22 protein-coding genes are annotated in these 21,264 nt (G+C 34.2%); 11 read left to right on the top strand and 11 right to left on the bottom strand.

The genetic code is table 11. From position 1 onward, the window contains the following. The first annotated feature begins 329 nt into the window (after positions 1–329). The gene (locus JS605_RS11055; protein ID WP_203257783.1) at positions 330–494 is read left to right on the top strand and encodes a DUF5522 domain-containing protein; all 165 of its coding nucleotides are present in this window, start codon (positions 330–332) and stop codon (positions 492–494) included. A 95-nt stretch (positions 495–589) separates the two neighbouring features. After that, positions 590–1,168: a DUF4136 domain-containing protein gene (locus JS605_RS11050; protein WP_203257782.1), complete on the top strand. Its 579-nt coding sequence runs from the start codon at positions 590–592 to the stop codon at positions 1,166–1,168. A gap of 37 nt (positions 1,169–1,205) precedes the next feature. Here the strand turns inward: JS605_RS11050 and JS605_RS11045 are convergent, their stop codons facing one another. Continuing rightward, positions 1,206–2,309, bottom strand: a complete 1,104-nt coding sequence (locus JS605_RS11045; protein WP_203257781.1) for a bestrophin family protein — start codon at positions 2,307–2,309, stop codon at positions 1,206–1,208. A gap of 154 nt (positions 2,310–2,463) precedes the next feature. On the opposite strand from JS605_RS11045, the gene JS605_RS11040 reads away from it, so the two are divergent. Genes JS605_RS11040 through JS605_RS11030 form a run of 3 tightly spaced genes read left to right on the top strand, consistent with a single transcriptional unit; the run spans position 2,464 to position 5,111 of the window. Next, the gene (locus JS605_RS11040; RefSeq protein WP_203257780.1) at positions 2,464–4,224 is read left to right on the top strand and encodes an aromatic amino acid hydroxylase; all 1,761 of its coding nucleotides are present in this window, start codon (positions 2,464–2,466) and stop codon (positions 4,222–4,224) included. 59 nt (positions 4,225–4,283) lie between these two features. After that, entirely contained in the window at positions 4,284–4,481 is a 198-nt protein-coding gene (locus tag JS605_RS11035) for a hypothetical protein (protein ID WP_203257779.1), read from the top strand. Positions 4,482–4,493: 12 nt separating this feature from the next. Then, positions 4,494–5,111 carry a hypothetical protein gene (locus JS605_RS11030; RefSeq protein ID WP_203257778.1) on the top strand — a complete coding sequence of 206 codons (618 nt, stop codon included), beginning with the start codon at positions 4,494–4,496 and terminating at the stop codon, positions 5,109–5,111. A 57-nt stretch (positions 5,112–5,168) separates the two neighbouring features. Here JS605_RS11030 and JS605_RS11025 read toward each other — a convergent pair whose 3' ends face one another. Continuing rightward, positions 5,169–5,918: an enoyl-CoA hydratase/isomerase family protein gene (locus JS605_RS11025; RefSeq protein ID WP_203257777.1), complete on the bottom strand. Its 750-nt coding sequence runs from the start codon at positions 5,916–5,918 to the stop codon at positions 5,169–5,171. Positions 5,919–6,027: 109 nt separating this feature from the next. Between JS605_RS11025 and JS605_RS11020 the strand changes: the two genes are divergently transcribed. Beyond that, the gene (locus tag JS605_RS11020) at positions 6,028–6,336 is read left to right on the top strand and encodes a rhodanese-like domain-containing protein (protein ID WP_203257776.1); all 309 of its coding nucleotides are present in this window, start codon (positions 6,028–6,030) and stop codon (positions 6,334–6,336) included. Here the strand turns inward: JS605_RS11020 and JS605_RS11015 are convergent. The 8 genes from JS605_RS11015 to alaS all read right to left on the bottom strand — a co-directional run bounded on the left by JS605_RS11015 (position 6,326) and on the right by alaS (position 16,570). Further along, complete coding sequence (locus JS605_RS11015; RefSeq protein WP_203257775.1) at positions 6,326–6,940, bottom strand: DUF4230 domain-containing protein; 615 nt, start codon at positions 6,938–6,940, stop codon at positions 6,326–6,328. The genes JS605_RS11020 and JS605_RS11015 overlap by 11 nt on opposite strands. Before the next feature lie 200 nt (positions 6,941–7,140). Beyond that, a complete protein-coding gene (locus tag JS605_RS11010) occupies positions 7,141–7,791 on the bottom strand; it encodes a response regulator (RefSeq protein ID WP_203257774.1) in 651 nt (216 codons plus the stop codon). A 5-nt stretch (positions 7,792–7,796) separates the two neighbouring features. Continuing rightward, positions 7,797–9,746 carry a tetratricopeptide repeat-containing sensor histidine kinase gene (locus JS605_RS11005; RefSeq protein WP_203257773.1) on the bottom strand — a complete coding sequence of 650 codons (1,950 nt, stop codon included), beginning with the start codon at positions 9,744–9,746 and terminating at the stop codon, positions 7,797–7,799. A gap of 102 nt (positions 9,747–9,848) precedes the next feature. Further along, positions 9,849–10,139 carry a hypothetical protein gene (locus JS605_RS11000; RefSeq protein WP_203257772.1) on the bottom strand — a complete coding sequence of 97 codons (291 nt, stop codon included), beginning with the start codon at positions 10,137–10,139 and terminating at the stop codon, positions 9,849–9,851. A 236-nt stretch (positions 10,140–10,375) separates the two neighbouring features. Then, entirely contained in the window at positions 10,376–12,217 is a 1,842-nt protein-coding gene (locus tag JS605_RS10995) for an outer membrane protein assembly factor BamB family protein (RefSeq protein ID WP_203257771.1), read from the bottom strand. A gap of 62 nt (positions 12,218–12,279) precedes the next feature. Next, entirely contained in the window at positions 12,280–12,825 is a 546-nt protein-coding gene (locus JS605_RS10990; RefSeq protein ID WP_203257770.1) for a DUF6252 family protein, read from the bottom strand. 125 nt (positions 12,826–12,950) lie between these two features. Continuing rightward, complete coding sequence (locus JS605_RS10985) at positions 12,951–13,916, bottom strand: GSCFA domain-containing protein (protein ID WP_203257769.1); 966 nt, start codon at positions 13,914–13,916, stop codon at positions 12,951–12,953. Between the two features lie 41 nt (positions 13,917–13,957). Continuing rightward, complete coding sequence (gene alaS / locus JS605_RS10980; RefSeq protein WP_203257768.1) at positions 13,958–16,570, bottom strand: alanine--tRNA ligase; 2,613 nt, start codon at positions 16,568–16,570, stop codon at positions 13,958–13,960. A 220-nt stretch (positions 16,571–16,790) separates the two neighbouring features. Between alaS and JS605_RS10975 the strand changes: the two genes are divergently transcribed. The 5 genes from JS605_RS10975 to JS605_RS10955 all read left to right on the top strand — a co-directional run bounded on the left by JS605_RS10975 (position 16,791) and on the right by JS605_RS10955 (position 20,131). Beyond that, a complete protein-coding gene (locus JS605_RS10975; RefSeq protein WP_203257767.1) occupies positions 16,791–17,762 on the top strand; it encodes a M23 family metallopeptidase in 972 nt (323 codons plus the stop codon). Then, on the top strand, positions 17,762–18,091 hold the full coding sequence (locus JS605_RS10970) for a MerR family transcriptional regulator (RefSeq protein WP_203257766.1): 330 nt from the start codon (positions 17,762–17,764) through the stop codon (positions 18,089–18,091). The genes JS605_RS10975 and JS605_RS10970 overlap by 1 nt, the downstream gene beginning before the upstream one ends. A 119-nt stretch (positions 18,092–18,210) precedes the next feature. After that, positions 18,211–18,798, top strand: coding sequence for a LemA family protein (locus JS605_RS10965; RefSeq protein ID WP_203257765.1), 588 nt, complete (start codon positions 18,211–18,213; stop codon positions 18,796–18,798). A gap of 27 nt (positions 18,799–18,825) precedes the next feature. Then, positions 18,826–19,263, top strand: a complete 438-nt coding sequence (locus tag JS605_RS10960) for a TPM domain-containing protein (RefSeq protein ID WP_203257764.1) — start codon at positions 18,826–18,828, stop codon at positions 19,261–19,263. Between the two features lie 7 nt (positions 19,264–19,270). After that, a complete protein-coding gene (locus tag JS605_RS10955; RefSeq protein WP_203257763.1) occupies positions 19,271–20,131 on the top strand; it encodes a TPM domain-containing protein in 861 nt (286 codons plus the stop codon). 82 nt (positions 20,132–20,213) lie between these two features. On the opposite strand, the gene JS605_RS10950 is transcribed toward JS605_RS10955, so the two are convergent. Further along, a complete protein-coding gene (locus JS605_RS10950) occupies positions 20,214–21,218 on the bottom strand; it encodes a sugar kinase (protein WP_203257762.1) in 1,005 nt (334 codons plus the stop codon). Between the last annotated feature and the right edge of the window lie 46 nt (positions 21,219–21,264).

Raw genomic sequence — 21,264 nt, 5'->3', positions numbered from 1 at the left:
GTTAAAATCGGTTTCTTTTGCATAAGCTTCACGCTCAAAAGAAATGTTCTTATACGCCATGTACCAATTTTTAAACTGTACTAACCTTATCAAAAACTCTACTAGGTACCATATATAAAACAGTAAAATTAACAGCTCCAACTGTTGCCTTAAGTGAATTTTTTCGTGATTAACTAAAACCTTATTTAATTTTGATTTTGGATGCCCAAAAAAAATGAAAGGATATAGCGCAATACCTGTGTAACCTTTTGGCACTATGTATTTTGAAATAAGAATCATAACCTTTGTACCCCAAAAATCAATCCAATTTACGTTATCTTTGTAAAACTATGAAGAAGATTATCCCCATTGAAGAAGGTGATTATTACCTAACACCTGAAGGTTACAGGTGTTTTACTGAACAGTACCATTTAAAACGTGGGTATTGTTGTGAAAGCGGATGCAGACATTGTCCATACGGATTTAATAAAAATACCGGCACGATTAAACGCTAAAATCACACCATTTATGGTATGATTCTTGATGCTAATTCCAATAAAATGAGTGACATCTCTTAATGTAACCGAGATTCAAAATAAATATATTTGTTATGAAAAAATTATTTAAAACTTTACCGCTTATTGCCCTTCTCATAGTAGCAAGCTCTTGTTCTTCTGTTCGTGTATCTACAGACTATGACAGAAAAACCGATTTTAACCAATTTAAAACGTTTGCGTTTTTTAAAACTGGTATTGACAAAGCTGAAATTAATGATATTGATAAACGCCGAATTTTACGCGCTATTGAAGCAGAACTATTGGCTAAGGGCTTTACAAAATCTGAAGATCCAGATGTGTTAATAAGCATATTTACCAAATCCAACCAACGTGTAGACGTTTACAACAATGCTTGGGGCATGGGTGCCTGGGGCTGGGGTGGATGGGGACCCTGGGGCTGGGGCGGATGGGGCTTTGGTCCAGGTTGGGGCTGGGGCTGGAATCAGCCATCGGTTTCTACACGCACAGAAGGTGTACTTTTTGTAGACTTAATTAATGCAAAGAAAAAGGAGTTAATTTGGCAAGGTATGGGCACAGGGTTTTTAACCCGGAAATCAGAGAAAAAAGAAGAACGCATAAAAGAGTTTGTTTCTAAGATTATGGAACAATATCCTTCAGGAACTGAAAAATAACAACAATAAAAAAAGCGACTCGAATGAGTCGCTTTTTTTACATTACAATATCATTTTTCCATTGGTAAGGTTCTGGGATATCTGTATCATCAATTAATTGACGAATATCTATTTCTATACCTCTACTCAAATCAGTAATCGGAACATCATTCGGCCCACCTTCAAACGGATTTTCGGTATTTTCCCCAATAGCTTCCATCGTATGGAACACCCAAGAAATCAATGCGCTAAAAGGAATTGAAAACCACACAAAGTGTTTTGCAATAAACTCTTGAGTTAAATGCCCCCAGGATGTTCTGGACTCGTGTACTAACAAATCTTCTAAAATATGATCCCCTATGGCTTCAAAACCCTCCATAATCCCAAAAGGAAGCAATATGATAAAAATCCATACAAACAAATAGTTTAACGTTGCGAACTGCCTTGGGTAGGGAAAGTTCTTAATACGCTCGCATTTGCCTTGTAATGTATAAAATTCCACCAATAAATTTGACATTTGCATATGACGAAAATCCTCAATCAGGCCTTCTTGCTTTAATTCCTTTAAACGTCTGGACTGAATTCCTAATAATTGAGATGCTTGGTTGCCTTTAGCAAAAACCTCCTTAAGGTCATCCTCGGAAAGATACGATTTAATAACCTCCCGTATTGGCTCAACATCCTCACATACCCTGTAATTCCTTGCTCTAAATTCTTTGTTGGATTTCTTATGTTTCAAATGCATTTCCCATGGCTTTTCTTTACGAAGTTGGTAACGCAATGCCGTTAACCATGCTACATGACGATGCACCATCTCTCTAATTATTACTCTTAATTCTTCATTAGATCGTTCAACTTCTGCATGGTCATTATTAATAAAGTCCTTTACCATAATCGTCCAAGAACGTGATGCGTTTACTATACCTCCCCAGATTTTTCTAGCTTCCCAAAGGCGATCGTAAGAAGCGTTATTCTTAAATCCTACTATGAATGCCACCGCTGTAGCTAAAGCCCCCAAAGGCAACCAAGGTACATGTAACCATTTTAAACCTACAATGTCAAATAAGACAACTGGTATTAATGCCAGAATAATAAAAAGAAATATATGCCGCCGTGTCCATTTAATAACACCCCTAACAGGAAAAATTCGTCTTGTGTACATTTGTAATCTGTATATAATTCTATATTAAATATATGGAAATCTTTTTAGCTGCTTTTATTAGACCCAAACACATTTTTTGAAGTAAAAGTTAAAAAACCATCATTTTGATGAATAATTCGTATTTTTAACCATACTTTCTATATAATTTTTACAAATGCCGGATATATTTGAATCAAATGAGATACTTAAAAAGCTTCCTAAGCATTTAAAGCAATTTATAAAACCGCAAAACTATGAGGACTATTCTGCAATAGATCAAGCTGTCTGGAGATATGTGATGCGCAAAAACGTAGACTTTTTAAGTAAAGTAGCTCATAATTCCTATTTAGAGGGGTTAAAACAAACAGGAATTTCGATAGATAGTATCCCAAACATGTACGGCATGAACCGTATTTTAAAAGATATTGGTTGGGCAGCTGTTGCTGTAGATGGATTTATCCCCCCAAATGCATTTATGGAATTTCAAGCTTATAATGTATTAGTTATTGCAAGCGACATTCGTCAATTGGATCATATTGAATATACTCCTGCTCCAGACATTATTCACGAAGGTGCGGGACACGCTCCGATAATCGCCAATCCTGAATATGCAGAATATCTAAGACGATTTGGGGAAATTGGTTGTAAAGCCATTTCATCAGCTAAAGATTACGAATTATACGAAGCTGTAAGGCATTTATCCATCATAAAAGAAGCTCATAATTCCTTAGAAAAGGATATACTTTTAGCTGAAAAAAAAGTGGAGGAATTGCAGAAAAATATGGGAGAACCTAGTGAAATGGCTTTGATAAGAAATTTACATTGGTGGACTGTAGAATATGGATTAATAGGTACGGTTGAGCACCCAAAAATATACGGCGCTGGTTTATTATCTTCCATTGGAGAAAGCGCTTGGTGTATGACGGATGAAGTAGAAAAACTACCCTACGATATTAATGCCACATTTAAGGATTTTGATATTACCAAACCTCAACCACAACTTTATGTTACCCCAGATTTTGCTCATTTAAGTTTAATTCTTGAGGAGTTTGCCAATACTATGGCGCTAAGGCGTGGTGGTTTATCAGGAGTTCAAAAATTGATAAATTCTAAAGCTTTAGGTACCGTAGAATTGAGTACTGGCATACAAATCTCTGGAATTTTTAACACAGTAGTTAACTATGACAACAAACCGATTTATATCCAAACAACTGATAAAACAGCATTAGCTTACAGGGAAAAAGAATTAGTAGGCCATGGCACTAAAACACACAATGATGGCTTTGGGTCTCCCATTGGTAAACTAAAAGGTATAAATATTGCCATTGAAGATATGAGCCCACGAGATTTAGCGGCTTATGATATTTATGAAGGCCAAACCGTACACCTTGAATTTGAAGGAGGTATAAAAGTCTCTGGTGAGATTATTACTGGAAAGCGTAATCTACAAGGTAAGATTATTTTAATAAGCTTTAAAAACTGCACAGTTTCCCATAAAGACACGATCTTATTCCAGCCAGAATGGGGTATTTACGACATGGCTGTTGGCAAAGAAGTGGTTTCTGCATTTTCTGGCCCTGCTGACTTTGATAGTTTTAATTTAATTACCCATGTACCTTCCTCACAAACTATTCACTTAAAAAAATCTAAAGAGCGACTACAACTTGAGGAGCTGTATCAACAAGTTAGGGATTACAGGGAGGGCATCAACACAACTATTTCAAGGACAAAAGTTTTGGAAACGCTTATAGAAAATCATCCTAACGACTGGTTATTACCTGTTGAACTTTACGAGTTAACTCAAGTAGATAATGAGACGGGACTCGCTAAAAGAATACTACATCATCTTGAAACTGTAAAACAGAGAAAACCTGAATTAGGGCACTTAATTGATGATGGGTTAGGTATTATATCTACTGAAAAAACTCTTAATTAAGAATTTTTAAGTGTGACTTTAAAAGAACATTGTGTCAAAACAACAAAACCATTAAACTTATGAGAACATTATTAATTCTAACATTGACGCTTCTTCTATCTGCCTCTTGCACTGACAAGAAGAAAGAAGAACAAAAACATGAAGCAACAATTCAAAAAATTGATTCTTTACAACAACAAGTAACTGAAGAAATAAAAGAACTTAACGACCTTACTAAAGAGGCTGAGGAAGACTTAAAAGCATTAGACAATATTTAAAATTAATTAAACATGAAATCAATAAGAACATTATTATCAGCATCTCTCTTATTAGCTTTATTATTAGGCAGCAATTCGGTAATAGCTCAGGGAAAAAGTAAAGAAAAAAAACTAGAGCAAGTAGAGCGAAAAGCGGAAAAAGCTAAAGAAAAGGGGTTAAAAAAAGTAGATGAAACCAAGGAAAAAGGGAAAGAAAAAGCAGAAAAGACTAAAGAAGACATAGGTAAGAAAATCAAAAACAAAGAAGGAGAGATAAAGGAGAAGGTAGAAAAAGAAAGAAAAGAGTATAGTGGAGATGGTAATGCTTATGGTAGAAATAAAGAAGAACTGAGTGGCAAGGAATTTGGAAAATTACGTGCTGAAGAAGCAAAAAACAAAGTTGAAGAAAAAGAAGATCGTATAAAAAACAGTGAAACTACCTTAAACGAAGGAAGAGAGAAAGTAAAAAAAGCTAAAGAACGTTTAAAAAAGATTAAAGAAAATAAAGAAATCTCTGATGAAGAAATTAAAGAAAAAGAAGGAAAAATAGAAAAAGCCGAAAGAACATTAGATGAATTGGATGAGCGTATTAAAAAAGCTAAGAACAAAACCAAAAAAGAGAAGGAAAAGCTAAAAGAAATCTCGGAATAAAAATAGAAAATAGCGGATAAAAATCCGCTATTTTCTATTTTTATTCTGTTTTATGTTTTACCTAAACCGTTTTAATGTCTTTTTAGTAAAATCACTCAATACTAGTCGTCCACTAATTTCAGCCCTTTCGTTTAGTAGTGTATCCCAACCTTCAGTACCTTCCCATATCACTTTTTTCATTTCGGCTAAGGCTTCCGGGTTATAACTTGCCAATTTTTCTGCTAACATTTTAACTGCATCATCTAATTCCTCGGCAGACTGAAAAACATCAGCATAAAGTCCTTTTTCTTTGGCCCACTCTGCTGCATAAAACGTTTCTGCATCAATAGTCATTTGTGCCATTGCTATTTTCCCAATCTTTCTTGAAACCGCTGGTTCTATAACAAATGGTCCAATACCTATACTCAATTCACTCAACCTAATTGAAGCATATTTTGTAGCCAGACAATAATCAGTAGCTGCTGCCAAACCTACGCCACCACCAACTGTTTTTCCTTGTACCCTACCTATAATTATTTTGGGGCATTTTCGAATCGCATTGATTACATTGGCAAATCCAGAGAAAAAAGCTTTCCCTTGTTCTTCATTTTCTATCTCAACCACCTCATTAAAGCTTGCTCCTGCACAAAACGTTCTATCTCCTCCACTTTTTAAAACTATTACTTTAATCTCATCATTATGTCCTGCTTTTGAAATAGTTTCTTCTAACTCGGATAAAACAGTACTTGGCATTGAATTTCTGTTAGGATGAAAAAACTCAATATAACCTACATTTTTTTCTACAGATACCGTTACGTAAGGACTCATGGATACATATTATTTTAGAGGCTGAAGATACCCAAAAATTATGTAATCAGCCACAGTACATCATTAACAAATAATGAAATATTAACTAACTTTACAAAAAGTAAACAGCATGGGTTTATTAAGTTTTATCTTTAAAAGGAACGCACAAAAAATAAAAGGTTTTTTAAAACGAGACGCCATTATTTTAGACGTTAGAATACAACATGAATGGGAAGAAGGGCATATTACAAATGCTATTCACGTACCATTAAGTGACTTGAAAGATCATATAGAGGCTATAAAAAAACTAAACAAACCTGTTGTAGCATATTGTAAAAGTGGTGGAAGATCGGCTCGTGCTACCAAACTTTTAAAATTTTACAATATTGAAGCTGTTAATGGTGGCGGATTATCAGACTTAAAACTACTTATAAGGTAATTGTCTCCAAATCTTTTTGGTTTAATATTGGCCTACTATTATAGTTTAATGTCCATCCCAATGAATTTGTTAGAATATAAAATTTAGACAATTCACTTATCAACCTATTCTTGGCATTGGTTTTAATATCAGAACGTTCAATTTTTTTAGACAATACTTGTCTTACCGTCTTATTAATCTCGTTATAATCTTTTGCTTCAAAAGGATTTAAATAATCTGCCTGTACATCATAGTACTCTAGATCTGGATGTATTTTAATCTCCTCTTTGGGAATACTTATTATTGTTAACGTTTTGTTAGCTTCATCTATATTATATGCAATCTTACTTAAATCGTAAGCCACAACTACCTCAGCATTTACTACAACTAGAGCTTTTTTCTCTGCCGAAAGCAAGTCTCCAAATATACCCTTTGAATTGCTATAAGTAAATACTTCGCTAAAATACCCTTCAGTGACCACCAACTTACCAACATTATTAACTTGCTCTTGAATTAATGAAGAACTTTCCTTGAGAACTATTTTCTCTTCTTTTTTATCTCCACAATATTTAAATGTAAAAAGTATGATTAGTGTTATAACAACACCAAATAAAATGTTTCGCATGCTCTAAGTTAGAAATATTTTAAGAGAAAGCAACCTTTATGGTAAAAGAGAAAGGCTATTAAATAAAGATTCCCGCATTTGCGGGAATAATGATTTCCTCCGACTTTGAAGTCTAACCAATGTATCTATGTTGCCTCTTGCAACACTACAAATATACAGGGTCTATTCTTTTTAGGTATTACCTAATTGTTAAACAACCTTTAAATTAAATTATTCTTTTTTGCTTTTTGTACTGCTTCTAGCTTATTGTGTACCTGCAATTTTTTATAAATATGTTCAATGTGTTTTCTTATGGTACCTGTAGATAAAATTAAATTATCGGCTATAGCATTATAACTTAATCCTTTACTGAGTTGCTCCAAAACTTCTGTCTCTCTTACTGTTAATGTAATTTCTTCTTTATCTTTTTCATTTTTAATTTGAATAGGATTACGTAACAATTTTAAAGTCTTTAGTGCTATGGATGGGGTCATTGCCGCACCTCCATTAAGCGTTTCTGTTATACCATTGTACAAATTTTTTGGGTTTACCTCTTTTAATAAATAGCCATCTGCTCCAGCCTTAATAGCATTAAAAATATGTTCGTCATTATCAAAAACCGTAAGCATAATAATTTTTATGTGCGGGTATTTTTGTTTAATCAATTCTGTAGCTTCAATACCATTTAAAACTGGCATTTCAATATCCATTAAAATCACATCAATGTTATGATTCTCTTGAAGATGCACCAATACATCCGCACCATTTACTGCGGTAATCTTAATATCAATATCATCAAAAAATGATAGCTTTTCTTTTACAGCTGTAATCAAAAAGGTATTATCGTCTACAATTGCGGTCTTTATTTTCATCTTATTTAACATGGTACACCTAATAAAATAGAGGTGCCGTTATGTATTTCGCTTTCAATAGCAATACTTGCATTAATATCTTTTGCTCGTTTCCTCATATTGTTTAATCCGTTACCATCACTTACACCATTAACATCAAAACCTTTTCCGTCATCAACAATGTCAATACATAATTGGTTGCTTTCTTTTGAAACTTTAACCGAGATATTTTTGGCATCGGCATATTTAATGGCATTGTGTATCGCCTCTTGAACAGTCCTATATATATTCATACCTTTTACTGACGTGAATATAATCTCATCAACAATATTATCACTTAGCAAAAACTGAAATTGGATGGCTTCTGAATGTTTATCTGCCTTTTCTACAAAATTACTAATGCGCGTTTGCAAATCCTCTAATGAAATTTCACTTTTATTCATTGCCCATATGGTATCTCGCAATTCATAAATAGTATCTTTTGTAAATGCACTTATACCTACTAGTTTTTTATTTAATTTCTCATTTTTTATGTTAAAACCATATTGCAAATTCTCTATAGAAGAAATGATAAAGGTTAACTGCGCACCAATATTATCATGCAAATCTCTGGAAATTCTTAAACGTTGTTCTTGTAGTTTATTTTGGGTTTCAATTTTAGCTAGGGCCTGTTTGAGTTCTGCCTCTTTTTGAAGCTGCTTATTTCTTAATTTTTGTTGATTATAAAGTAGGTAGCCTAAAATAGAAAGTAAAACGGCTACTATGCCCAAACCTACAAGTTGTATGTTTTTTCTATTAAGGTTTAATTTATTTTCAGCAAGTGCAGCCCTTTGTATAATTATTTCTTTTTCTTTTTTTTCGGTTTCGTACTTTGCTTCTATTTCTTGGCTATACTTTAAATTAGTCTCCCCAATGTTAGTATTTAACGTTTGCTTGTATACCTTAGAATAGAAGTTTAAACTATCAATATTTTTCTCGTAAGCATGTATTAGCATTAAGGTTTCGTAAAGATTTTGAAGCTTATCGTTTGCTTTTGTCTTTTTTAAATAGGGTTTAATTTGATAGAGTATTTCTTTTGATTGCTTAATCTTACCAAGAGTAAAATTATTCATTGCCAAAGTTAGTTTTGCACTTTCTAAATCCCCCAAAGCCCCTATAGATTCTCTAATTTCAATGGCTCTTTTTATATAGCTGGTACTTTTATCAATATCATTTAAACCATTATAAATGGTACTCAAATTATTTAATGCAGAAGCTAAACCCACATAGTTTTTTGCTTCTGTAGCAACTTCCTCTGCTTTTTCAAAATAACCAATGGCTTTAATTGTATCTGTTTTAGATAAGCTAATATTGCCCAACGTTACATATGAATTGGATAGTTGCCTCTTTAAACTGTTTTTTTGAAAAAACGAGATACTCTTATCAAGATACTTTAATGCTTTATCATAACTTCCTGAAGTGTAATATGTGGAAGCAATATTAGATTCAATGAGATACGAATTCAGGGAATCACTCTGTTTCAAGTAAAAATCTCTAGCTTTTAAATAATAATAGATAGTGCTATCTAAAACATTGGTTTTATTATAATTGTTCCCAAGCTTATTGTATAAACTGGCGATACCTGCTGTATCTGATAATTTCTTTCTATATTTTAAACTTTTCTTAGCAAGATTAATAGCTTTGGGATAATCGCCTCTTACAAAATAAACTGTACTCAAATCATTCAAAGATTGTCCAATCAATGTGTCATTTTTAGTCTCTTTGGACAATCTTAATGACTCATTACCGTACACTAAAGCCGAATCTACATTGACGTGACAATAATACCACGCTAAATCTGCTGATAGTTTAGATTTTGATTTTAAAGTGGTAGCGGTTTTAAGCTTATCTTTTGAGTTGGAAATTAAATCTTCTAATGATTGAGAATATCCTTTGGAAAGTATTACTAAACAAATAAATAGTACTATTTTTTTCATGTAAACGAATAGATATAACTCTGAAATATAAACAAAAAAGACTATAGCTAAAATTTATTACGATTTACGCACAACTTCTTCTTTTTTAGAACAACTTAAGCATCAGGTGTCGCTAATTTCTTTAAAACAAAGATGATAAAGCCCCACTAATTGCGCAATTAAGCTATTTAACCTAGAAATTAATGAGTGATTAATATCCGTATTTAATTTTAGCCTCTCTTCATTATCATGTAACACCAACTCTTTTCCCGTTAATTCACGCTTTAGTTGCTCAAGACTTAACTCTGTGTTTAATTTTTCTTTGCGTTCTAAAACACATAGCCTTATGATGAAAACTAATGAAACAAGTATCACTAGAATGATAAAAAACTCAAATGTGAGATTCCAGTTCATAAGAGGTTAAAATACAATGAAATAAAGAAAAAGTGTACGAAAAGAAAAAACACCAACAACTCAGGTTTTTTTATCAACGAGAGTAATTGATGTTTTCTGTATGAACTGATTAATAGCACTTTAAATCTAACAATTATTAGTCGTTATTCTGTAAATATTCGATTAAGTGTTTGAAAAAAAGATTAAGCGCAATAATCTGATTATCACGCCCAATCAACAAATCTCAACAACAAGATTTAATTTTTAAGATCGTAAGCATAAATAGTATTACTATTAGCTAGATAATACAAATAACCACCGAACTCATCGACTTCATATGTAGGTTTCTTATCTTTTAACAGAATCTCTTTTTCCGCCACACCTGTATCTTTATTAATTTTCACTAAGCCAGCTCCGTTATCTAGTTTTGTTAATATAAATTGGGCATTTTCAGTAGCAGCGGTAGCCTTAAAGCGCCTAGCCATTTCGTTAAAAGATGCCGTACCAATGGCCGTAAACATATCAGCTGTACGTTTCATTTGCGCTCCATACTGATTATATTGGCCTAAATAGTTACGGTTAGCGCCTGCTCTGGCACTTGCATCCATAGCCATTGCGGTTGAAGCTACAGCTGTTGCAGCCAATAGAGCTACTGCCAAAGCACTTTTCCCTGGAGAACGAAAATATTCATGAAACTTTTCAGAACCATCAAAATCTAACATCATCAAATTTTGGTCTGATGATAATAGTATACCACCACCTCTAATATCCATCGAAGAGGGATGTTCTTTTTCCTCAAATTTAAACGTTGCTAAAGTGCTTATATCTCCAGAGTTTTCATCAATTGCTATAATGTCTTCTCCAGTACTTATTAAGTACCTGGAATGTTCCTCATCGTAAGTACTCGTTACTGCTTTAGCTTTTTTATACTTAATGGGCTTGTTCCAAATAGAAGCTCCTGTATCTAGGTTAATAATATTAGCGTCGCTATCCGTAATATAAATCATGCCCTGTTTTGTTAACGCCATAGTATGGATATTCTCCCCCGTTTTTAGTGGCTTCTTAAATAAAGGAGTGCCATCATAAGATATCTTATTTATACCACCTTCGCCTATTCCAAATAAAATACCATCATCCATGATGTAGAAGTGTTGCACATACCCTTTGGTTTTTGGTGCTTTTTCCCATAAATCCTCTCCTGTTGAAGATGACAAAAAAGAAATGTTACTCTGGGCTTTTGCTGCTGCCAATTTTGCCAAGCCACCTTTTCCGGTATCTGCAACATCACTTACAATGGCCAATCCTTTATCGGTAACCTCAAAGTTAGACACTACACCTTTTAGCTTTGCCCCATCTCCCCACATTTGAGCACCAGAAGCACTAATTTTATGAATCACGTGATTCTTACCCTTTCCCTGTACAGCAAACATAGATTTACCATCTTTATCTGGAATAACATATGCTACATTTTTTAAGTCTACCACCCAGCTCTCTGCGCCAGTATTCATATCTATTCTGTAAACACCTTTGTAAGTTGGTAGTATGACGCCTCCATTAATAATACTTGGTTGCCCTGTTAATGAATTTGAGCCTTTGAGTTTAAAAAGTTTTACCTCATTACCAGTGCCCATATCATAAATACCCACAGCTTGTGTATATTTTTCTTTAGCAGTTCTTTGTCCAGAAACTATCAATTTATTTTCTGGCATTAACAATGTTGGTCTACCTGCAGCTTTCCAGCCATTAGCTTTTGTATCAAACAAGCGCTTCCCAGAAACTACATCAATAACGCTTTGCTTTGCAGATATACCTCCAAAACCTGCTTGTCCAACCATAACGTATGGTGTGTTCGGGACTATATAAATTTCTTCTTGCTTTACTTTCCCATAATCATCAAAATTAAATACCAATCCTTCCTGTCCCGGTTTAATTCCAGCCAAACCTTTACCATGCGTTATAAGCATAACTCCAGAGCTGGTTAATGTCATCTGATCAATTTTACCACCTAAATCATATGTAAAACTTGGTGTCTCAGCTTTTTGTGCGTTTAACATTAGCGTACCTGCCAATAGAAAAACAATTAATTTTAAATTTCTCATTGTTGATATATTTTGTTAGAAAATCACATCAGAATTTGTGATTTCTAATTATGACTTTATTGTTATGTAGTTTGCTTAGATAAATTGAACGATCCTTCTGTAATACTTTTTACAGATCCATCTCCATTAACATTTTTGCCAGAAAAATTGAATGATCCTTTGACATTTGAAGCTGTTTCCTCAGAAATAATAACCTCTCCTGCCTTAGTACTATCATAAGGCGCTTGCCAAAGTTCTGTTGTTGAAGCTGTGGGGTTAGATAGATTAACATCTGTTTCTGTATATGACGCTGTATTGGTAACAGCTGCATTAGCCCCTGTTAATTCATAAGTACCAGGCCCATCATAACCAAAAATAGTTATGGCAAATCCATTACCATCGCTATTTGTTGCTATAATGATTAAATTTTTTAAACCTCCTCCAGCGTTCGTTACTGTTGCTGAGGAAGAGATATCTAAAGACTGAAAATTGGTTCCATCTACTTTGGCTACTAGGGTTCCATTACCAGCAGCAATTGGGCCTCCATCACTATCGTCACTATTAGAACATGATGTGAGCATTAGTAATGAACTTACCATTACTAATAAAATGTGTTTTAAAGTTCTCATTGTTGATTTTTTTATTGGTTAATAACACAACAAAACTGCAACAATACAGAAAGGGAGTCAATACGATGAATTACGTATATTTTATGTACGACGTATGATTTTTGATTTAAAAACCACAGGAATTATTAGAATGTAATATGTGGGAATGCGCTATTAATCTGCTTTTTTTGAATTTCTAAATTTTGAAGAAATTTTTGGTGCGCTTCAGAATTGGGGTTGAATGGCTTGTGCTGTAATCCTTTTTGAATAGTATCAACCTGCTCCATAACTTTATAACTATCTTCTGAAACCCATACCTTTTTAAATGTTTCCCAAATATAATTGATGGCCGTTTGGTTTGGATGTATCATATCCTCAGTATAGAAACGATAGTCTCGTAACTCGTCCATCATGATTTCATAAGATGGAAAATAGAACGATTTATGATTTTTGATTGATGATTTTTGATTTAAAAAATGATGAATCCCAGCAATCAAATGCGATTTGCTCAGTGTGTTTTCAACAAACCCATCTTTTAGATGTCTTACAGGAGACACGGTAAAAATAATTGAAGCCTTTGGATTTATGCTTCGCAGTGATGATGTAATATTTTCTAAAGATTGATGCACGTCTTCAACTAACAATAATTCTTTTCCAAACTCTCTTTGAGGTACTTTGTGACAATTTGCTACAATGCTATTTGATTCTAAAAAACGATATACCCAAGCTGTACCTAATGCGATAATTACATGTGTTGTGTTTTGTATAGATTTCCCAAAACTCTTTAATTGAGAATTTAGTTTGGAAAGTAATTTGTCTTTAGATGTATCGCTCAACCCTGAATGTGCATCAAAACAATGCCAGCGCTCGTTGTGAAAAAAAATATCACTCTCAGAATATATTTTTTCGTTTACAGCTCTAAACAAAAGGGTTTCAATCGCCTTAGAATGAAATAAAACACCAAAAGGGTTTTGCGAATTTAGAAATTTAAAATACTCCAGTTTATTTCCAATGTTTTCTGAAAAACAAGAGCCTAACAATACAAGTTTGGAGTTGTAATCTATTAGATTATCAGACTGCTTGGATAGTGGTATTTTAGTTTGAAGGTTCATTATCTTCTATCAAAAAGGCGCCTTAGCGAGACTTTGCAAGATTAACTTATATAGTCTTTTGCTTTGCTGAGAGCCTCATCAATACCTGCAGGATTCTTACCACCTGCCGTGGCAAAGAATGGTTGTCCTCCACCGCCACCTTGTATGTATTTACCAAGTTCTCGTACCACTTGCCCTGCATTCAAATCTTTGTTAGCCACCAATTCTCTTGAAATGTAACAAGACAATAAGGCTTTTTCGTTATGCTCAGTCGCCAACAGCAAGAATAAATTATCAAACTGACTACCTAACTCGAATGCTACATCTTTTAAACCACCTGCATCTAAATCTAACTTTTTAGCTAAAAATTGTACACCATTTATATCCTCAAGTTCATTTTTAAGTTCTCCCTTAATACTTTTAGCCTTATCTTTTAATAATAGTTCAATTTGCTTTTTTAAACTCGCGTTTTCTTCTTGTAGATTTTGAAGTGCTTTAACAGGTTCTTTTGCATTATTAAGCAAATCTTTCATCTCAAAATATGTTCTATTATTTTCAAAATAAAAGTCTTTTACGGCATCACTTGTTATGGCTTCAATACGTCTAATCCCTGAAGCCACCGCACCTTCTGATACTATTTTAAAATGCCAGATATCTGCAGTGTTCTTTACATGTGTACCTCCACAAAGCTCTATAGATTTCCCAAAACGAATAGAACGCACTGTGTCTCCATACTTTTCACCAAATAAACTCATAGCACCATCTGCAATAGCATCCTCTTTTGGTACGTTACGTTTCTCTTCTAAAGGCAATTTCCCTTCTATTCTTCGGTTAACAAAATTTTCTACTTCACGTAACTCTTCAACCGTTAATTTTGAAAAATGCGAAAAATCAAAACGTAAATATTTAGAATGTACTGCACTTCCTTTTTGTTCTACATGTGTTCCTAAAATTTCACGTAATGCTTGATGTAACAAATGTGTCGCTGTATGGTTACATTCTGTTCTGTGCCTTTGTTTACTATCAACTACGGCTTTAAACGTTTCGTTTAAATGCTTTGGTAAATTTTTTGTAAAATGGATGATAACGTTGTTCTCCTTCTTTGTGTCTAAAATATAAACCACATCGCCGTGAGCATCTTCCAAATAGCCTTTATCGCCAACCTGTCCTCCCCCTTCTGGGTAAAATGGTGTTAAATTAAACACCAACTGGTACATATCACCTTCTTTCTTAGAAGACACCTTTCTGTAACGGGTTAACTTTACGTTAGCTTCTAGCGTATCATACCCTACAAATTCTTCTTGTGTATCATTAACCAAAACCGTCCAATCGTCTGTAGACATTTCGCTTGCGGCCCTAGAACGGTCTTTTTGTTTTTGTAATTCTTTTTCAAAGCCTTTCTCATCAAGCTTTAACCCTTTTTCAGAAAGAATTAATGCTGTTAAATCAATAGGAAACCCATACGTATCGTAAAGCTCAAAAGCTTTTTCTCCAGAGACGGTATCTCCCTTTGTTCCTTCTACAATTCCATCAAGCAATACTAAGCCTTGCTCTAACGTCCTTAAAAAAGATTGTTCTTCTTCCTTAATTACATTTTCAATCAATTGTTTTTGAGCTTTTAATTCTGGAAATGCTCCACCCATTTGTTTACTCAAAACATCTGTTAACCTGTAAATAAAAGGCTCTTTTTTATCTAAGAACGTAAAACCGTAGCGCACTGCACGTCGTAAAATTCTGCGAATTACATATCCAGCCCCGGTGTTACTTGGTAATTGACCATCTGCAATAGAAAATGCTACGGCCCTAACATGATCTGCTATAACGCGTATGGCAATGTCAACTTTATCATCTTTACCATATTTTTTGTTGGTAATGGTTTCTATTTCCCTAATTATAGGCGTAAACACATCAGTATCATAATTAGATTGTACACCTTGCAATACCATACACAAGCGTTCAAAGCCCATTCCCGTGTCAATATGTTTATTTGGTAAGGTTTCAAGCGAGCCATTGGCCTTTCGGTTATATTGCATAAAAACCAGATTCCATATCTCTACCACTTGTGGATGATCCATATTTACTAAATCCTTTCCAGATATTTTAGCTTTCTCTTCCGCAGAGCGAATATCTACATGAATCTCACTACAGGGACCACATGGACCTTGGTCTCCCATTTCCCAAAAGTTATCCTTCTTATCGCCTTTTAAAATGCGGTCTTCAGAAATGTGTGCTTTCCAAAAATCATATGCTTCTGCATCCATTTCCGTTCCATCTTTTGCATCGCCTTCAAAAACTGTAACGTAAAGTATATCTTTATCTATACCATAAACTTCAGTAAGCAATTCCCAAGCCCAGGCAATAGCTTCTTTCTTAAAATAATCGCCAAAGCTCCAATTACCCAACATTTCAAAAAGGGTATGATGATAGGTATCATAACCTACTTCTTCTAAATCGTTGTGCTTCCCAGAAACACGTAAACATTTTTGGGTATCGGCCAATCTATTGTTTTTTGGCTCGGCATTTCCTAAAAAATATTCCTTAAAAGGAGCCATTCCAGAGTTTACGAACATCAGGGAGGGATCGTCTTTTAAAACCATGGGGGCAGATGGGACGATACTGTGTTTTTTACCTTCAAAAAAACTTAAAAATTTAGACCTAACTTCTTGAGATTTCATCTATGTAATTGCGCTATTTCCAGTCAAATTATAGTATTTATAAAACAATTTTTATCTTTACTCGCCAACACAAATTTTAATTTTTGTGTTTATGAACCTATTTTTAGTAATTATCAATTTACATTAATAACAATACTTTAGTAGGTTTAGTCGTTTAGCTATAAAATTTAACAGGCTGTTATTCTCTTTAATTAGCTGCAAAAATAGCATAATTTAAGTAATGGGTAAGGTAAAATATTATTACGATCCAGAATCGCTTTCTTACAGGAAAATTGAGCGCAAAAAACGCAATACTTTTAAGTTTATCATGCTCTTTTTGTTGGCTGCTGCTCTTTTTGCTTTTCTATTTGTATTTATTGCTGGTCATTATTTTGAATCCCCTAAAGAAAAAGCTCTTAAACGTGAATTGACAAATATGCAATTGCAGTTTGATTTGCTGAATAAAAAAATGAGTGAAGCTGAAGCTGTTTTAGCTAATATCGAGGATAGGGATAATAATATTTATCGTGTTTATTTTGAGGCAAATCCTATTCCCGAAGAACAACGACATGCTGGTTTTGGCGGTATAAACCGTTATAGAAATTTAGAAGGTTATGATAATTCTTCGCTTATTATTGAAACCAGTAAAAGACTAGACATTTTGCAAAAACAAATTGTGGTACAGTCTAAATCCTTAGATGAAATTGCAGTGCTAGCCAAGGAAAAAGAAAAACTGTTAGCCGCCATTCCCGCAATACAACCTGTTAGTAACAAGGATTTAACTAGAATGGCTTCTGGGTATGGTATGCGCTCTGACCCATTTACCAAAGTGCGTAAGATGCATAAAGGCATGGATTTTACTGCTCCAAGAGGCACTCCTGTTTATGCGAGTGGCGATGGCACCGTAATTCGTGCGGACTCTGGCTCAAGTGGCTACGGCAAGCATATTAGGATAAATCATGGTTTTGGCTATGTAAGCCTGTATGCGCATTTATACAAATATAACGTGCGGAAAAACCAGAAGGTTAAACGAGGGGATCTTATAGGTTTTGTTGGTAGCACAGGACGTTCTCAAGCACCACATTTGCATTACGAAATTCGTAAAGATGGTGTTAACATTAATCCTATAAACTTTTATTACGGTAGTTTAACCGCTGAGGAATTTAACAAGCTCCTTGAGCATGCCTCGCTAGAAAATCAATCTTTAGACTAATGCATATAAATTTACCCGAAAAACGATATTACGGTATTGGCGAAGTAGCCAAGGCATTTGGGGTAAACACCTCTTTAATTCGATTTTGGGAAAAAGAGTTCGACATCCTTAAACCTAAAAAAAATGCCAAGGGTAATCGTAAATTTACACCAGAGGACATAAAAAATCTTAAGTTTATCTACCATTTGGTTAAAGAGCGAGGGTTTACTTTAGAGGGTGCAAAAATTCATTTAAAAGAAGAAAAAAAGCAAGCGTTAAGTAACTTTGAAATTGTAAGCAAGCTTGAAGATATCAAGGATCAGTTGATTAAAATTAAAAATCATCTTTAGCATATTGCCTCTGAAACGATCCAAATAAACTTTTCTTAGTTTTTATTAAATACTAAAGTAACTTTTCAATCAATTTTGAGTCTAACTAAAAAATAACTAACACTAATTATATTTTTATTATGAAAAAATGGATCTTACCCGTTGTAATTATCTTAATTTTTGCTTTACTAGGGATTAAAGCTTATAACTCCTTGATTGGACTAGATGAAAATGTAAATGAAGCTTGGGGAAAAGTAGAAAGCTCGTACCAAAGACGGGCTGATTTAATTGGCAATCTTGTTAAAACAGTTCAAGGTGCTGCAGACTTTGAAAGAGGTACTTTAAAAGATGTAATTGAAGCGAGGGCTAAAGCAACATCCATGAATATAGACCCTTCTAATTTAACACCAGAGCAAATTGCTAAATTCAGTGAAGTGCAAAGTGGTTTAGCTGGTGCTTTGAAGAGCCTTTTGGTTACCGTAGAACGTTACCCTGAACTTAAAGCAAACAAAAACTTTTTAGAGTTACAAGCTCAATTAGAAGGTACTGAAAACAGAATTAATGTAGTAAGAGATAGGTTTAATGAGGCTGTTAAACCTTACAATGAGACTATAAGATCTTTCCCAAACAACCTTTTTGCAGGGTTTATGGGGTTTGATAAAAAGGCTTATTTTGAATCAGAGGCTGGAGCCGATAAAGCACCAGATGTAAACTTTGATTTTAAGTAAAAAATTCAAATAGAAAATTTTTAGTTTATGTCCAAAATTGAAGCCTTTCTTACTGCTGATGAAGAACAAGATATTGTTGAAGCCATTAGACAGGCAGAATTAAATACTTCTGGAGAAATTCGTGTACATATAGAAAAAACATCCAAAGGCGATGCCTCGCATCGTGCTTTGGAGTTGTTTCATGTATTAAAAATGGACAATACCAAGCTTCAAAATGCCGTACTAATCTACGTCGCTGTTGAGGATAAAACCTTTGTAATTTACGGAGATAAAGGTATCAATGATGTTGTGAAACAGGGGTTTTGGGATAGTACCAAAGATATTATTCAATCTCATTTTAAAAAAGGAAACTTTAAGCAAGGCTTAATAGAGGGTATTTTAAAATCTGGTGAACAACTAAAAACCTACTTTCCATATATGGATGATGACACCAACGAATTGACCAACGAAATTTCTAAAGGATAGGGATTATATGCAGTATCCAGTATTCAGTTCTCAGTCTCAATCTCAGTTAAAACTCAAGACTATTGGTTTGTTTTTAGTTTTTATCCTTAGCTTTTTTTGCACAGCTTTTGGACAATATGAAATTCCAGAAAAACCAAAATTTCAAACGAGTATTTATGATTATTACAACCTTTTAAGTGCCTCGCAAAAAAGTAGTTTAGAAAAAAAGCTCATAAAATATGCTGACACCACCTCAACTCAAATTGTAATTGCCATTATAGCTTCTACTAAAGGAGAAAACATTAATTATCTGGGTGCCCAGTGGGGACAAAAATGGGGTATTGGTGGTAGTAAAGAAAAAGATAATGGGATTTTTATTCTACTCGCCAGAGACGATAGACGCATTGGTATAAACACAGGATACGGTGTAGAACATTTATTAACTGATGCTTTATCTAAACGTATCATTGAACGGGACATTATCCCTTATTTTAAACAAAACGATTATTACGGTGGACTAAATAGAGGAACCGATGCCATTTTTGAGGTCATGAATGGCGAGTATAAAGGGAAACGAAAATCTAATAACAGTAATGGATTTCCCATAGGCTTAATTTTTGTACTCTTCTTCATCTTTATCATTATTTTAATTTCTATCTCGAAGAATAAACGTGGTGGTGGTAACATCGGTGGACGCACAGGAGGTGTTGATGGCCGGGATATTCTAGAAGCCATCATTTTAAGCAACATGGGACGCGGCAATTACAGAAGAGGCTCATCTGGCTGGGGTGGCAGTTCTAGTGGCGGTGGTTGGTCTTCGGGCGGCGGCTTTGGTGGAGGCTTCGGCGGAGGTGGTTTTGGCGGTGGCGGTGCTTCTGGGGGTTGGTAGATTTTTAAATAAACTGTGCCTGACATTGTACCTAGATCCTGCTCTGCATACATTAAAACAAATTGGAAATAAAATTAACTGATTACCTGTTAAAGCGCCCTGAAATATCTCCATCCAATATGCGCGTGACTTCATCTATAGTAGCATAATTCACATCTCCAACATAAGTATGTTTTAAAGCACATGCTGCACTTGCAAATTGCATTGCCTTATAATCATCGAAATATTGTAATCCATAAATTAATCCTGCAGCAAAAGCATCTCCTGTACCTATTCTATCTACAATATGTGTAATATCAAAATCTTCTGTTTCTCTAAATTCTTCTTTATTCCACATTCTGGCTCTTATCTTATGCCACGAAGAATTAATTGATGTTCTTATCTTGTCGAATACTTTTTCTATTGATGTATATTTCGCAACAAGCAACTTACTTGCTTCTATAAACTCTTGGTTTGAATAACCAAAGTTGGTACCTAGCACTTCATTCATTTCGTTTATACCGCCGATAAATACAGTAGAATAGTTTAATAATTCCGAAAGTGCCTTTTTAGGTTCTAAGCCATAATTCCATAACCCACTACGATATGTTGGATCTGCCGAAACCGGAATACCTTTAGTTCTGGCTAATTTTAATCCTGCTTTTAATGTATCAAAACTCCCTTGGGTTAGAGCTGGGGTAATACCCGTCCAATGAAACCAACTTCCATTTTTTAAGGATTTTTGCCAATCTACCATATCTGGTTTAATTTCAGAAAAGGCAGAATGAGAGCGATTATAGGAAATAGAACTGGGCCTCATAACGGCTCCAACCTCTAGAAAATATACGCCCAGAGGTCTGTCGGTTCTAATAACAGCAGTAGTATCTAAATCAAATTTATTAAGATAAGCTATTGCGGTATCACCTATAAAATCTTTAGAGATGCAAGTGATATGTTTAACACTAGCACCAAAATTGGCAATGGATAAACCTACATTTACCTCAGTACCTCCAAAATAAAACTCTAAGGTATTGGCTTGAATAAATTTTTTGTTTCCAAACGGAGACAAGCGCATTAACACTTCTCCAAAAGTTATGATTTGGCCCATATTACAGGTTTATTATCTAAATATAAGTAATACGGCTAAAAGTAGT

The sequence above is a fragment of the Hyunsoonleella ulvae genome (genome assembly GCF_016827605.1).
In the GTDB taxonomy this organism is placed as follows: Bacteria; Bacteroidota; Bacteroidia; order Flavobacteriales; family Flavobacteriaceae; genus Jejuia; species Jejuia ulvae.
The sequence above is the reverse complement of the archived record's forward strand: the minus strand, read 5'-3'. Positions and strand labels throughout refer to the sequence as shown.

Excerpts from the sequence above, each read along its gene's own strand:
- JS605_RS11015 (WP_203257775.1), bottom strand. The coding sequence starts at position 6,940 with ATGCGAAACATTTTATTTGGTGTTGTTATAACACTAATCATACTTTTT.
- JS605_RS11025 (WP_203257777.1), bottom strand. The coding sequence starts at position 5,918 with ATGAGTCCTTACGTAACGGTATCTGTAGAAAAAAATGTAGGTTATATT.
- JS605_RS11000 (WP_203257772.1), bottom strand. The coding sequence starts at position 10,139 with ATGAACTGGAATCTCACATTTGAGTTTTTTATCATTCTAGTGATACTT.
- JS605_RS11050 (WP_203257782.1), top strand. The coding sequence starts at position 590 with ATGAAAAAATTATTTAAAACTTTACCGCTTATTGCCCTTCTCATAGTA.
- JS605_RS10950 (WP_203257762.1), bottom strand. The coding sequence starts at position 21,218 with ATGGGCCAAATCATAACTTTTGGAGAAGTGTTAATGCGCTTGTCTCCG.
- JS605_RS10990 (WP_203257770.1), bottom strand. The coding sequence starts at position 12,825 with ATGAGAACTTTAAAACACATTTTATTAGTAATGGTAAGTTCATTACTA.
- alaS (WP_203257768.1), bottom strand. The coding sequence starts at position 16,570 with ATGAAATCTCAAGAAGTTAGGTCTAAATTTTTAAGTTTTTTTGAAGGT.
- JS605_RS10960 (WP_203257764.1), top strand. The coding sequence starts at position 18,826 with ATGTCCAAAATTGAAGCCTTTCTTACTGCTGATGAAGAACAAGATATT.
- JS605_RS10975 (WP_203257767.1), top strand. The coding sequence starts at position 16,791 with ATGGGTAAGGTAAAATATTATTACGATCCAGAATCGCTTTCTTACAGG.
- JS605_RS10955 (WP_203257763.1), top strand. The coding sequence starts at position 19,271 with ATGCAGTATCCAGTATTCAGTTCTCAGTCTCAATCTCAGTTAAAACTC.
- JS605_RS11040 (WP_203257780.1), top strand. The coding sequence starts at position 2,464 with ATGCCGGATATATTTGAATCAAATGAGATACTTAAAAAGCTTCCTAAG.
- JS605_RS11030 (WP_203257778.1), top strand. The coding sequence starts at position 4,494 with ATGAAATCAATAAGAACATTATTATCAGCATCTCTCTTATTAGCTTTA.
- JS605_RS11035 (WP_203257779.1), top strand. The coding sequence starts at position 4,284 with ATGAGAACATTATTAATTCTAACATTGACGCTTCTTCTATCTGCCTCT.
- JS605_RS11055 (WP_203257783.1), top strand. The coding sequence starts at position 330 with ATGAAGAAGATTATCCCCATTGAAGAAGGTGATTATTACCTAACACCT.
- JS605_RS11010 (WP_203257774.1), bottom strand. The coding sequence starts at position 7,791 with ATGAAAATAAAGACCGCAATTGTAGACGATAATACCTTTTTGATTACA.
- JS605_RS11005 (WP_203257773.1), bottom strand. The coding sequence starts at position 9,746 with ATGAAAAAAATAGTACTATTTATTTGTTTAGTAATACTTTCCAAAGGA.
- JS605_RS10985 (WP_203257769.1), bottom strand. The coding sequence starts at position 13,916 with ATGAACCTTCAAACTAAAATACCACTATCCAAGCAGTCTGATAATCTA.
- JS605_RS11045 (WP_203257781.1), bottom strand. The coding sequence starts at position 2,309 with ATGTACACAAGACGAATTTTTCCTGTTAGGGGTGTTATTAAATGGACA.
- JS605_RS10965 (WP_203257765.1), top strand. The coding sequence starts at position 18,211 with ATGAAAAAATGGATCTTACCCGTTGTAATTATCTTAATTTTTGCTTTA.
- JS605_RS10970 (WP_203257766.1), top strand. The coding sequence starts at position 17,762 with ATGCATATAAATTTACCCGAAAAACGATATTACGGTATTGGCGAAGTA.
- JS605_RS10995 (WP_203257771.1), bottom strand. The coding sequence starts at position 12,217 with ATGAGAAATTTAAAATTAATTGTTTTTCTATTGGCAGGTACGCTAATG.
- JS605_RS11020 (WP_203257776.1), top strand. The coding sequence starts at position 6,028 with ATGGGTTTATTAAGTTTTATCTTTAAAAGGAACGCACAAAAAATAAAA.